This is a genomic window from Sulfurospirillum sp., from assembly GCF_036802865.1.
GTDB lineage: Bacteria > Campylobacterota > Campylobacteria > Campylobacterales > Sulfurospirillaceae > Sulfurospirillum.
The window spans coordinates 158,435-171,927 of sequence record NZ_DAIRVK010000005.1 but is presented as its reverse complement, the minus strand read 5'-3'; the positions used below and the strand labels follow the sequence as shown (position 1 = coordinate 171,927).

The following is a 13,493-nucleotide window of genomic DNA, read 5'->3' as shown; positions in this document are numbered from 1 at the left end:
CCTTATTTTCGCTGCTGTTTATACATTTCGAGGGTTGTTCTAAGATCATGAATGTCCGTGTGTGTTCCAACCACTTTAGTAGGATACCCATGTTCATTGTACGCAATGACTTTGGCTTGGTCAAGCACCCATTTATGACTTCCATCACTGCATAACATACGGTGTTGATGTTGATAATGCTTGGTGCGACCGCTTAAAAGTGCCGTAAGTTCATTGAGGCAGTTGGTTAAATCTTCAGGATGAATAAGTGACATCCATTTATCTTTCGTCTGAACAAAGTCTTTTGCATCATAGCCTAACATTGTAATCCATTGAGGTGATAAAGTGATGCGATTTGCGATAGGTTCCCACTCCCAAACCCCATGTCCTATACACTCTAAAATATTAATATAATCTCTTTTCATCGTCATTTACCTTTGCCAATTTATCATTTTCAATTAAGATTTTACAATATTAATGTGACATTCGCGTTATATGGAACATTGCATGTAAAACTTTTCACCACCAATATGTGGGATAGTGTCTTTTACTGTTTTGAGAAAAGTTATTGACTAACAGTGCCACCAAAAGCATAATAATGGCACCTAAGCCGATGGGAGTCACGGGATAAAGCCACCCTAAAGAGTGAATATGTTCATTTCCCATGATATAAATCAGTGCCGTAGCACCTCCAGGTGGGTGCATAGTACGGCTAAAGTGCATCACCATAATAGAGATGGATACACTAAGAGCACACAACAATTCTGTCGAAAAAAACGGTGAACAAAACTTTAAAAGCAAGACCGCAACGCATGCTGAGAGCACATGACCGCCTAAAATATTACGTGGTTGAGAAAAATCAGCTTGCGGTGCGCCGTAAATCAGAACTGCTGATGCACCAAAAGAGCCTAAGAGAAAAAAATTGTTTTCCATAGAAAAGTAGTATCCGAAAATTGCAATCAAATAAATCCCAACAAATGCACCAAATCCTGACCAAAGTATCTTGCTTAAAGGCTTCCTTGAAGGTGGTTGTGACTTTGTCTTCATTCTTTGCACATAACTTCTAATCACACCTTACTCCCCAAATAATTTTGTTTATTTTAAAGAATTTGACGATTTTTTGGTATGACTCACATCAAGTCATTTATATTTTTTCCTCATTTTTTCTTTAAAGTTTACATATAATTTACGCAAACTCACTACGATACGCGCCAAAACAAAAGGAGAACCATGTTATTGGCAACGATCAAAAACAAACTTGCATTTTTACTGATTATTATTTTTTTAGGATTTAGTGCATTAGGACTTGAAAGCCTCAAAGAAGGAAACGATGCCAAAATGGCAGCAATTCGACTCACTAATATTGCTGATATTGAAAATACAATGATGGTATTACGCATAGAACAGCGTGATTATCAACTCTATTTTAAACAAACCAATCTGGATCGTTATGAAAAAACATATCAACAATTAATAGCAGATTTTGATGCACTGAAACTCATTTTGATGAGTCCCCAAAACCATCAACGTATTGAAACGCTCAAAAACCTATTGATCCAATGGCATGATGTTAACACGCCAAGAATGCAACTTTTTAAAAAATACGGCGCAACCATACATGAACCAAGCTTCGCGCAAAATCACCCTGAAGATGCCAAAAAGATTGATGAATACTACAAACAAAGCAGCCAAGGGTTTGCTACGCTTTCAGAAAAAATAGACGATTTGGCAAGCTCTGTGAAGAAAAATAACTTCAACCGACTTGATACAAACATGTTAACCTCCCAAATTACGTTAGTCATCGTTTTAGTCATCGTTTTTATGATATTTTTCATTGTGACGCGTTCGATTAAAAACTCTGTGGCACGGGCAAAGGCAGGGTGTGAATTGATGCGCCAAAACAAAGATTTGAGCATGAAAATAAACATTGATTCTAAAGATGAGATCAATGACATCATCCAAGCGGTTAACTCCCTTGTAGCAGATGTCGCGAGTGCTCTGAATGACGCCAAAGACAATGCCATCGAAAACGCTTCCGTTGCCGAAGAACTTTCCAGCACAAGCCTTCAAATAGGTAAACGAGCAGAAGAAGAATCCAAAGTCGTTTACGAAACCACGAACGATGCCAAAGAAGTTGCGGGCGCCATCAGCGATGCGAGTGTACAGTCCCAAAATGTCAAAGAGATTACGTCCAATGCCCAAGCAAGCCTACTAAACGCGCAAAAACTACTCAATGAAACCATTTTTCAACTCAGCAATACCGCTCAGGCAGAAGCTGCTATCAACGAGCGACTTAACCATCTCTCAAACGAAGCAGAACAAGTTAAATCCGTTCTTGATGTCATAGGTGACATCGCAGACCAAACCAACCTTCTAGCGCTCAATGCCGCTATAGAAGCAGCACGCGCAGGTGAGCATGGTCGTGGTTTTGCCGTCGTTGCCGATGAAGTGCGAAAACTTGCAGAACGTACGCAAAAAAGCCTCACAGAGACCAATGCTACGGTCAATGTCATCGTCCAGTCTATCAGCGACATTAGTCAAGAGATGAACCACAACGCTAAGCGTATTCATGAACTTTCCGAGTTTTCCAACCAAGTCACCACACAAACCAATGATGCAGTCGATATGTTAGACCAGAGTGTGCTTGCAACCGATGAAGTTGTTGAAAAAGCAAACAGCAATGTTAAGCTTATCAAAACAGCGGTCATCGAAAAAATCGGAGAAATTAACACCCTTTCCAGCTCTAATGCCAGAAGTGTCGAAGAAATCGCTGCTGCGGCAGAACACCTCTCCAAACTCTCTTCAACCCTTAGCCATACTCTGGCACAATTTAAAACAGCCTAATGCTTTTGTCCAAAGAGGAAGACTCTTTGGACATTTCTTAACCAATTATTTGCTATCATTTTGGACTTTACATGTCAAAGGGTATTGCGTGTTTGAACAGACTATTTCACTAAAACTTACACCTCATTTTAAACCACGAGATGAGCAACAGAGCATTCTTTTAGGCTTTTGTGGCGATGCCCTATTGATGGCGATTGATGGCTCATTACCGCCAGCACATGTGTTTGAAAACATGGAAAAACCACGCCATAGCTTTCACATAGGAGAGATCGAAGCGTCTCTTTATACGCTCCTCATTTGGGATGAAAAAACCACCCTACCCGAACACCTTGTCAAAACCAATCTGAGAGAATTTCTTGACGTTCATCCACCGCATCTTTATGCGATGCTTTCTCGAGCCAAACAACTCGCACACTGGCTTTACGACAACCAACACTGCGGACGCTGTGGTGATCCTATGGGCTATGCAGAAAAATTCTCAGCCCTTAGTTGTACCACTTGTGGCTTTACCGTTTTTCCTCGTTTATCACCTGCGTGCATCGTACTCATTACAAAAGGTGATGAGATACTTCTAGCACGTTCACCCTACTTTACAACGGGCATGTACAGCCTTCTTGCTGGCTTTGTAGAAGCTGGGGAGAGTGTTGAAGATGCGGTACATCGTGAAATGTACGAAGAGGTTGGCATTCGCGTCAAAAACCTTCGCTACTTTGGCTCACAACCGTGGCCTTTCCCGCACTCCTTGATGATAGGCTTTTTCGCAGAATATGAAAGCGGTGAACTCACGTTACAACCCGAAGAGATCGAAGATGCCAAGTGGTTTACGAAAGAAAACTTACCACAGCTTCCAAAACTTGCTACCATCTCAGGTATTATGATCGACGCATGGCTGAAAAATCATTGATTTTTCATTGATCTTTTTCTGTTAAAATTGGTGAACTTTCCAAGAGGAGTTTACTATGCATATAACACCTGAAACGCTTTTTGAAACGCGACGACATTTTCTCAAACTTGGAGCAGGCGCATTGGTGAGCAGTACAGCCATTTCCCAGCTTTTAGCCGAACTGCCCCAAGATATGAGCCTTTCATACACACCCGACATAAACCTGCAAAAACTCTCATCCAACACCTTTGAGCAGATTACCAATTATGTCAATTTTTACGAATTTTCCACCGACAAAACAGCTCCTGTTAAACTGTCTCAAAAGATGAAAACAACGCCTTGGAGTGTTGGACTTTCTGGAGAAATCAACAAAAAGCAGACCCTCGAAGTGGATGAACTCATCGCTAAATTTGGACTTGAAGAGCGCATATACCGTTTTCGTTGTGTGGAAGGCTGGTCGATGGTCGTTCCGTGGATTGGTTTTCCACTGTACAAACTACTGGACTACTTAGAGCCAAACAGCAAAGCCAAATACGTAAAGTTCACCACAAAACACGACCCAAGCATCTTTCCAGACCAAGCGAAAGGTATATTTTCTTCTATCAATTACCCTTATGTTGAGGGGTTACGCATGGACGAAGCTCGCCATCCGCTTACCTTCATCGCTGTGGGTATGTACGGGAAACGCTTATTGCCTCAAAATGGCGCACCTATTCGCCTCGTCGTACCTTGGAAATACGGCTTTAAGTCCATCAAATCACTCGATAAAATAGAGCTTGTAGAGAGTGAACCACTCAACACATGGCAAGAACAAAATCCGAAAGAATACGGCTTTTACGCCAATGTCAACCCTGCCGTTGACCATCCACGCTGGACACAAGCCAAAGAGCGATTGCTTGGAAAACTCACCAAACAAGATACCTTGCCTTTCAATGGCTACGAAAAAGAGGTCGCCTCACTTTACGCAGGAATGGACTTAAGGAAGTTTTTTTGAAAGTCTTCCTCGTCCTTCTTGCTCTCCTTCCACTGGGGCTTGCGTACTACAAACTTGACAACGCCATCGACCCTATCAAGATGCTCTACTCGTACACAGGCATCGGGGCAATTTCGCTTCTTTTACTCTCGCTCATACCCTCGACATGTAAAAGAATATGCGGGCTAAATTTGCTTCGTTATCGCAAGACTATCGGCTTGCTTGCGTTTATGTACGCCCTTTTACATGTAAGCGTTTTTGTCATCTTAGACAGCGAATTTGACTTCATCACCATCTTTGAAAAAAGCCTCAAAAAACCGTTTATTTATGTCGGTGCTATTGCTTTCATTATCCTTTTTTTGATGACTCTAACCTCATTTAAAAAACTTTTTTCAAAGTTTTCAACGTACCACAAAACTGTCTATCTTGCTCTTGCACTTGCACTGCTTCATAGCTTCTGGGCACAAAAGGTTGCTGGGGTGTTTGAGTATAGTGTCGTTGCCGTTGGCGTGGTACTTTTAGGGGAACGAATTTGGGCGTGGCGGAAGAGTTAAATAACTTTATATGTAAAGTTATTTAACAAACAATTTACTTTTCTTCCTCTTTAGTAATTTCATCTGCATAAGCTTGAAGCTCTTTGATATGAGTATTTCCTTCTTTTTTAGCTTGTTCAATATTTTGTGAAAAATCCCATCCAATTGAACGAACACCTTTTTTTAGAAGTTTTTCTATATTCTCTTTAGCTTCTTCATAATATTCTGGAAAATGCGCTAAACGATAAAACCATAACTCAATTTCGGCATCTCCTTTATGCGTATGTGATAAAAGCTTCTCAGCTTTTTGAATGTATAGTTCAGCTTCTTTTTTTCTACCTAAGAACAAAAGTAATTGAGCATAATTTACATTACCATTGATATGCTCTGGATTTAATTCTAATGCCTTTTTATAATGCTTTTCTGCTTCATCATAATCCTTGTGAATTTCATGTAAATACATTGCATAACTTATATGCGCTTCGACATATTCTGGATTAAGTTTTAATGCCTTTTTATAATACTTTTCTGCTTCATCATAATTTTTACGAACAGATTGTAAAAAAACACCATAACCTACATTTGCATTAATATATTCAGGATTCAGTTCAAATGTTTTTTGATAATATTTTTCTGCTTCATCATAATTTCTTCGTTCACCATGTAGAAAAATGGCATAATTTCCAAGAAGTTCATAAGATTTTGGTAATTTAGCAATCCCTTCAAGATATAAAGTCTCCTTTTCTTCTTGATTCTTCGTATGATTAATCTGGTTTTGATATTGCCACCATACTGGTAATACTTCTTTAATAGCTGGCGATATTTCTTCCCCACTTTTATCTGCTTTTTCTTGTACCTCTTTACTAAATTTTTTGAGCTCCTCATCAAATTTTTGCATACGTATTTGTGCATTTTTAACAATTTCATCTTTTTCTATTTTTAAATTATATGCACTACTCACTTCAACCATAAGTTCATCAAATCCATCTATTTTTACAAAAAAGTCATCTCCTCGCAATGCTTTTTTTATATCATCATTTATATTATTAATATCTTTTACACACCAATAGATAGACTTTCTATCTGTTATTAACTCTTTCAGATAATTCATCAAACTTCCATCGTTACCGCCATAGCCAATCACTATGAGGTGAAATCCTGATAAAAGAGGCTTTAAAGCTTTTTGCCATTGCTCCTTTAAATCATTTGTTCCTTTGGAATCACTTATGGGGTCAAACAAAACATCACGATGAATTTTAACAATCGTTGGGCGAAAACCATGTACATTGATATAACTTGCTAAAGATTCATGCCCACATACGAGAGGTTTTGTTTTGGTATAAATGAAAAGGGCATCCTCGATTAAAGAATCGAAGTTTGTCGTAATAACAAAACGATGAGGAGTCTCTGCCAAAATCTTTGCAAAAAAAGCATATCCGATACTTGGTTCTTTATGTTCCAACTGTTTTTGAATTTCTACATACCCATTTGAAGGACTTGATTTAAAACGCCTTTCATAAATAGCTGAATACGATGAAGCTAAATTTTTTTCATCTATTTTTTTCTTTTCTTTCCATTCATCAAACTGTTTTTTATCTAAAAACTCTCTAATTTCACCATACCATTGTCTGGCTAGAGTAGTAGCTGAAGGAATTCCTGAAGAAACAGATGCTCCCGCACCAAGTAAAAAGCAATATTTACTGATTAAAGGACTATTTTTATCATCTTTAAAAATTTGTATAAAATCATTCAATGATAAAATTTTAGTTTGACTTGGCACTGCATACTCCTTTTGACATCAGTAATAATAACAAAATAATTCACATAAGAGATATGATTAACCAATATTTTGCTACCATAACCCCCCTATTCCCACCACAAAGAGCACTCAATGAACGCATTTATTTCAGGTTTTAGTCTCGGTTTTTCACTTATTCTTGCCATTGGAGCACAGAACGCTTTTGTCCTCAAGCAGGGTATTAAGAAAGAGCATGTCTTTATCATCTGCTTGGTCTGCGCGCTCTCCGATGCCATCTTGATTTTCTTGGGAGTTTCTGGTTTTGGGTATTTTGTAGAGCAGTTTCCTTCTTTGCAAACTATCGCGAAGTATGGTGGTTTTGCCTTTTTGTTTGTCTATGGATTGAAAAGTTTTTACTCCGCATGGAGCATGTCACATGAACTGAACCCACTCGATCAACCAACGACTTCACTTTTTAAAACGATTCTTCTCGTACTTGCATTTACATGGCTTAACCCACATGTTTACCTTGATACCGTCATCTTACTCGGTTCTGTTTCGACCAAATTTGGCTCCCTTGCTCCTCTTTTTGGCTTTGGGGCGATGACATCATCTTTCGTGTTTTTCTTTTCACTCGGTTATGGCGCGAGGATTTTAACGCCTATTTTTCAAAAGCCCATTTCGTGGAAAATCCTTGAAGTACTCATCGGTGTCGTCATGCTCTCTTTAGCGTTTATGCTCTTAGGCTTGTGAGAGGAGTGGAGATAAAGCGCTCACTTTATCTCCATAACGCGGAAGAAAAAAGAAGTTAAGACTTAAATTGGTTCAGTTTACCATTTAGATTTTCAGCCAATTTAGAGAGATGATCCGCCGCAGAGGCTATCTCTTCAACACTTCTGGCGTTTTCACTGGTGAGTGAATTGATGTTGGTGACCATCGTGACGATTCTGTCCGTATCGCTGGCGATGCGATTGGAGTTTGCCGCACTGGTTGTTACAGAGACAACACTCTCTTGCATCACACTGGTTGTTCCAAGGATGGTATCTTCAACACCTGTTGAAACATCGCAAAGGCGTTGGATATTTTTGGCATTTTTGCCCATTTGCTCGGACGAATCAACGATAGACTGAACGATAACATTAATCGTGGCATTGATCTCGGAGAGTGAATGCTGAGTACGTTCTGCTAGCTTTCGTACTTCATCCGCAACAACCGCAAATCCTCGTCCATGCTCTCCTGCTCGTGCGGCTTCTATAGCAGCATTAAGTGCTAGCAAATTGGTTTGATCGGCAATATCAGCGATGACTGTCAAAATCTGTTTAACTTGCTCTGCGTCATGGCTCATCTGCTCTAGTTTTTGCGCAAGCGCACTCTCCGCTTCACTGGCCAGTCCTACTTCATTACGAAGGCTGACTACTTCATTTTTAGCGTTATTGAGTCTTTGCCCTGCATCGGTGATGCTTTTTTTCATCTGCTCGGAGAGTTCCGCAGTCTCTTGCACAAAGGTTTTAATCGTCGCTATCTCTTGAATGGTATTTTCTACTATCGTGGTACTTTGTTCGGCATTGCGCCCGATTTGCATACTGGTGGTACTTAGCTCATGCGACACAGAGGCATTTTCGTTTGAAGAGTCTTTGGCATCAACAATGGTCTGCTCTAACGTCGTTACTAAGGCATTGAAGCTATCGGAGATATTTTTAAGCTCATTTTTTTTGTCATAATTGATTCTAAAGTTCAGCTCTTTATTTTTTACAAATGTAATCATGCTTGAGCTAATCATATCAACACCATGAACGATATTGCGACGAATCAACAATCCCAAGAACAAAAGCGCTACACCAGAGATGGTTGCGATGATGATCATCACAATGGCTGCACTATTTTTTTCTTTTTCTGCCTCTTTTGCTGATGCTTTAGCAAGTTCAAAATTGTACTTCATATGTTCTTCAAATACTTGCGTAAAATTAATAATGACATCTTTACTGCTTGACATTAACTTATCGAGTTCTGCTTGATTTGCATTGCGAGAAAAGGGGATAGACTGATTTATCATTGTAAAATAAGCTTCAGCAGCTTTATAATCTTTTGCCAAATATTCTTTATCTTTGTCATCAGAAATCAGCGCTTCATAACGTTTAAGAGCATCTTTCAAAGTTTTATTGAGTGTTTGCATGTTTTCTTCGACTTTATCTTTTTGCGCTAAATTTGAGGAAGAGAGATGTTGCCACATTGCTAACCTCAATCGATAAGCAACTCGCATCGCTTCATCAAGAACGAAAATACTCGGTAGGGTATTTTCATTACTGTAATTTGTCTCAGTATAGACTTGTTCCATTTTGATAAAACTAATTCCAAAAATTGTAAATGTAGCGAAGATTCCAACTGCAAGCATCACTAAAAGCTGTCTTGAAATACTCATGATAAACTCCTTTTCTTTTGTCTACGGGTATCATATCAATCAAGTGTTGCAAAGGAGTTGCATGTTTTTTGATGATGTAAACTATAAAATAAAATGATTTAGACATTAGAGGTACTAGCAATAAACAATCATTGGAGCTATCACTTTTTAGAGAGGTTGCGTTATACTAGCCTAGTGATAGATTGTAGTAGCAGGAGTACATGATGAAATGTAAAGATGGCTATGGTGAGCTAGCTCGAAAGCTCGAAGAAACGCTTAAAGAACACCTATTCGATCAAAATTTTGCCATTGAGACGATCACCAAAACACTGGTGCAAATGCGCCTTGTAAGCTCAAAAGTCAGAGCACTTTTTACCTTCATAGGTCCTCCAAATTGCGGTAAGCGCTACCTTGCTGAACTTCTCGTCTCAGCTGATTCGCAGATAGACCAACTGAAAACCTTTCAGATGGATCAGTACAACGACACTTTCAACGCCGAGCAACTCTCAGCTTCTAACATTGAGGGAGATGTCACTGAATTTGTCGAAAAAAATCCTAACGCCATTTTACTGTTTGAAGACATCGACAAAGCCGACACACAAGTACAACTCTCTTTATACACGCTCTTTTCTGACTCAGAAAAAAACATCGTCGATTTTTCCCATGTCATTGTTATTATGACAACAACCCGTCTTAATCAGCTATTAGGACGCCAAGACTTGCTAGAATTGTTTAAAAATGACCCTCTGCAAGCGCATACCTTTTTGATGGAACGCTTAGGGCAAGAAGAGATTGTCATTAGTGGCATCAAAGAGAAAGTATTCGATAAAAAGCTTCTTTCCCTTTTAAACGAATGCACGCTTGTGCCTTTTAACCGCCTCAGTCTCACGGCTCTCATCAAAATCGGTGCGCAAAGCTTACATGGTATGTCACAAAACTTCATCAAAGACAGTAGCATCGAAATCGAGTATAACAACATCGATATGATTATCTCTCTTTTAACACTCTCACTAGCGCCTTATCTCAATGCTAGACATATTCGCAAAAAACTCCCAGAAGTCGTTTTTAACCGCATCTATGACACACTAAAATACCACGAGAACGTCACTAAAATAAGCTATAAAGTTTCTCAAAAAGCAACTACTTTTGTCAAAAAAGTACTCAAAGATCAGCCTTTACTGCTCAAAAAAATCAGCAAGCAACACGAAAGCATTGAACTTGAATGGAGTGCTCATGTTATCAAAGGCGTGGCAGAATTTACCATCAAAGACGCCTTTTTCCGCAAAGAAAAACTCCCCATGACTTCCGAAGATGCACTGCATATTTCGGATGTAACATTTGATGACATCGCAGGACAAGAACGTGTTAAAGCAGAACTTGCAGAAATTTTAACCCTCCTCAAAGAACCCGCACGGCTTAAACAATTTGACATGCCTCCCCCAAAAGGGATGATCCTCTATGGGCCTTCAGGCATGGGTAAAAAATTACTCGCACGTGCTTTTGCCAATGCCGCAGATATGCCTTTTACGGTAGTGCGTGATGCTGACTTGTTTGATGCAGCAAAAATTCACAAAGCTTACGCACAAACATACGGTTCAGCACCTGCTATCGTGCTTTTGGAAGATATTGATGTGCAAGGGCTTGTTGGTGGCGTCATCGCAACGATGAGCATACAACCCATTGTAGATGAGTTAGATGCCATCAATCAGAGCTTTGAGGCACCCATTTTTACAATTATCACTATTGGTGAAAATAGCCCTATCCCCGATCCATTGGTTCAAACAGGACGTATTGATATTCGCATCGAAGTGCCAAAACTGGACATGGAAGCACGTCGCTTTTTCATCGAAGAGATTTTAAAAAAACCGCACGATGCAAGCATTGACATCGAAAAAGTGGTGCGCTATATCTCGGGTATGGGTGGCGATGAGCTTAAACGTATCGGACAAGAGGCTGCTTTGTTTGCCGCGCGCAAAGGGTTAAAAGAGATCACAGAAGAGATACTTTTAGAGCAAATCAACATCATCAAATACGGCAATAAACTTGAAAACAAACAGATTCGAGACATCGAAATATCGATGGCAAAAACAGCGTACCATGAAGCAGGACACGCTGTACTCTCGTATGTCCTTTGCCCCAATATCAAGATAGAGCAAGTCACCGTTGCCCCTCGCAGCGATGCCCTTGGCTTTGTCTCATACCATAATGATGACTATGTGAATGCCATCTCCAAAGATGAACTGTTTGCCAATATCTGCGTTTTGCTAGGCGGTCGCATCGCCAATATGGAAAAATACGGTCAAGCAGGAATGGAAACGGGTGCTATTACCGATCTTGAAATCGCCAGTATGCAGGCGTACTCTGCGATTGCTCTTTTTGGTATGGATGATGAACTGGGGTACATTAACATTAGTGGCATTGAAGATGCGTACGACAAAGATTTATTGTCTGAGAAGTTAGAAACACGCATGCTTTTATGGATAGATAAGGCTAAAAAAGAGACGGAGAAAGAGGTAAAACGACTTTGGCCTGCTATTGAAGCAGTCGCACTGGCACTCATCGAAAAAGAGATGATAGATGGGCTAGAACTCAAAAAAATCATTGAGGAAAAACTGCCAAAACTCGCCGTAAACGTGTGAAGATTATCTAGGGCTAAAGTGCCCTAGATAAAGAGTTATTTTTTAATCAAATAACGAATGGTAGGACCATCTTGAATGATCTCTAAAACGGTATAACCGTAGTTTTTTGCATCGTGAGGGATGTTGTTAATGGACTGAGGACAGTCACTAATAACCTCTAAAATCTCGCCTTTTTTAAGCGTTGGTAACGCTTCAAGGGTTGCGATGGCAGGGTAAGGACACGGCTCGCCACGCATATCAAGTGAATAATTAGGTACGATTGCTTCTTTCATAAACGCTTCCTTTTAGATGTGATTATTTTGGTATTGGCTTTTTTTGGCAAGAAAACGTCTCTCCCACCAAACCACAAATGCAAATGATGCCGCCATAAGGGCATAGTTCACATACAAACCGCCATACGTTCCAAACAGTTTAAGCATGTTGATTTTATCATAGCCATAGACCAAGCTTGGCGCTAGGTTATCCCATGAAAGGGCTAGAAGAAGAGAACCTAGAACATTACCGATGCCAACCCACCAAAAGTGAATTTGACCTTCCATCGCTCTATACATCCAACCTGTCTCACAGCCACCAGCTATTACGATACCAAAGCCGAACATCAACCCACCGATGATGGCATTTGGTCCAGCCCACATAATTTTTGGCTCCATGCCTGTTTGAACAAACGCAAAAACACCGATAGCACTCACTGCCATACCAATGATAATCGCTTTTGCAAGCAAACCACGTCCGGTGATCCACATATCGCGAAACGCTGACGTAAAGCAGACTTGTGCACGCTCAATACAGATACCAAAGCCCAAACCAAAGAGCATTGCCATGCCCAATTTTGGGGCATCAAAGCTTCTAGTAATCGCTGTAATAGCAATCGCAAAAAAGAGCACGCTTCCGATGATAAACTTGATTTTAGCGCTTTGTTTGTTCTTCTCAAGAGGCGTAGCTTCTGTAACTTTTTTCATCTTTAAAGGAATACGAAACAGAGGAAGCATAGAGACTTTTGCGCCTGCAAAACAACCAATAGCCGTAGCAACAGCAAAGAACCACGCATGAAGTGAGAACTGAGGAATACCTGTAAAAAATGCCGCTAAGTTACAACCCATCGCCAAACGAGCACCAAAACCAGCTATAATACCACCCAGTAATGCCTGAAAGATGCGAATACGAGTTGAGGGTAAACGAAGCTTGACGTTGTCAGCCCAAAGAGCCGCAGCAAGCGCGCCCGCAAACATACCGATGATCATAACACCATCAATGCGATCCCACGGTGTGCCTTTAAAACCAAGGATTTTAAGGTAGGTCCACTCCGCAGGGTTTGCGCCAAAAAGCTGAGCCAAGTGCCCACCCCAACGGGTAAATTCACCAGTAACCGCCCAAAATGTACCAAGTAGACCAAAATAATAGGTCGATAAAATTCCCAGCGCAATAACTGCAGGAATGGGCGACCAAAACTTAACAAGATAGTGTTGTTTAAATTCACTCCACCATGACATGAAAACTCCTAAAAAT

12 protein-coding genes are annotated in these 13,493 nt (G+C 40.2%); 6 read left to right on the top strand and 6 right to left on the bottom strand.

Annotation, left to right across the window (positions count from 1 at the left end; genetic code table 11):
* Positions 1–2: 2 nt before the first annotated feature.
* Complete coding sequence (locus V7Q04_RS11515; RefSeq protein ID WP_333805271.1) at positions 3–404, bottom strand: PAS domain-containing protein; 402 nt, start codon at positions 402–404, stop codon at positions 3–5.
* A gap of 94 nt (positions 405–498) precedes the next feature.
* A complete protein-coding gene (locus V7Q04_RS11510; protein WP_333805270.1) occupies positions 499–1,050 on the bottom strand; it encodes an HPP family protein in 552 nt (183 codons plus the stop codon).
* 159 nt (positions 1,051–1,209) lie between these two features.
* Between V7Q04_RS11510 and V7Q04_RS11505 the strand changes: the two genes are divergently transcribed.
* The 4 genes from V7Q04_RS11505 (at position 1,210) to V7Q04_RS11490 (ending at position 5,233) form a co-directional block, all read left to right on the top strand.
* Positions 1,210–2,823, top strand: coding sequence for a methyl-accepting chemotaxis protein (locus V7Q04_RS11505; RefSeq protein WP_333805268.1), 1,614 nt, complete (start codon positions 1,210–1,212; stop codon positions 2,821–2,823).
* A gap of 88 nt (positions 2,824–2,911) precedes the next feature.
* On the top strand, positions 2,912–3,727 hold the full coding sequence (nudC, locus tag V7Q04_RS11500; RefSeq protein WP_333805266.1) for an NAD(+) diphosphatase: 816 nt from the start codon (positions 2,912–2,914) through the stop codon (positions 3,725–3,727).
* A 55-nt stretch (positions 3,728–3,782) separates the two neighbouring features.
* Complete coding sequence (gene msrP / locus V7Q04_RS11495) at positions 3,783–4,700, top strand: protein-methionine-sulfoxide reductase catalytic subunit MsrP (protein WP_333805265.1); 918 nt, start codon at positions 3,783–3,785, stop codon at positions 4,698–4,700.
* Positions 4,697–5,233 carry a ferric reductase-like transmembrane domain-containing protein gene (locus V7Q04_RS11490; RefSeq protein ID WP_333805264.1) on the top strand — a complete coding sequence of 179 codons (537 nt, stop codon included), beginning with the start codon at positions 4,697–4,699 and terminating at the stop codon, positions 5,231–5,233. Before msrP ends, V7Q04_RS11490 begins: the two co-directional genes overlap by 4 nt.
* Positions 5,234–5,267: 34 nt before the next feature.
* Here the strand turns inward: V7Q04_RS11490 and V7Q04_RS11485 are convergent, their stop codons facing one another.
* Complete coding sequence (locus tag V7Q04_RS11485) at positions 5,268–6,992, bottom strand: tetratricopeptide repeat protein (protein ID WP_333805263.1); 1,725 nt, start codon at positions 6,990–6,992, stop codon at positions 5,268–5,270.
* Between the two features lie 111 nt (positions 6,993–7,103).
* Here V7Q04_RS11485 and V7Q04_RS11480 point away from each other — a divergent pair, with 111 nt between their 5' ends.
* Entirely contained in the window at positions 7,104–7,703 is a 600-nt protein-coding gene (locus tag V7Q04_RS11480; RefSeq protein WP_333805261.1) for a LysE/ArgO family amino acid transporter, read from the top strand.
* Positions 7,704–7,758: 55 nt separating this feature from the next.
* On the opposite strand, the gene V7Q04_RS11475 is transcribed toward V7Q04_RS11480, so the two are convergent.
* A complete protein-coding gene (locus tag V7Q04_RS11475; protein WP_333805260.1) occupies positions 7,759–9,369 on the bottom strand; it encodes a methyl-accepting chemotaxis protein in 1,611 nt (536 codons plus the stop codon).
* 203 nt (positions 9,370–9,572) lie between these two features.
* On the opposite strand from V7Q04_RS11475, the gene V7Q04_RS11470 reads away from it, so the two are divergent.
* Positions 9,573–11,987 (top strand): AAA family ATPase, encoded by a 2,415-nt coding sequence (locus tag V7Q04_RS11470; RefSeq protein WP_333805259.1) that lies wholly within the window; start codon positions 9,573–9,575, stop codon positions 11,985–11,987.
* 35 nt (positions 11,988–12,022) lie between these two features.
* On the opposite strand, the gene yedF is transcribed toward V7Q04_RS11470, so the two are convergent.
* Together yedF and yedE are read right to left on the bottom strand one after the other, a co-directional pair.
* Positions 12,023–12,259, bottom strand: a complete 237-nt coding sequence (gene yedF / locus V7Q04_RS11465; RefSeq protein ID WP_443070042.1) for a sulfurtransferase-like selenium metabolism protein YedF — start codon at positions 12,257–12,259, stop codon at positions 12,023–12,025.
* Between the two features lie 12 nt (positions 12,260–12,271).
* Positions 12,272–13,477, bottom strand: a complete 1,206-nt coding sequence (gene yedE, locus V7Q04_RS11460; protein WP_333805258.1) for a selenium metabolism membrane protein YedE/FdhT — start codon at positions 13,475–13,477, stop codon at positions 12,272–12,274.
* Between the last annotated feature and the right edge of the window lie 16 nt (positions 13,478–13,493).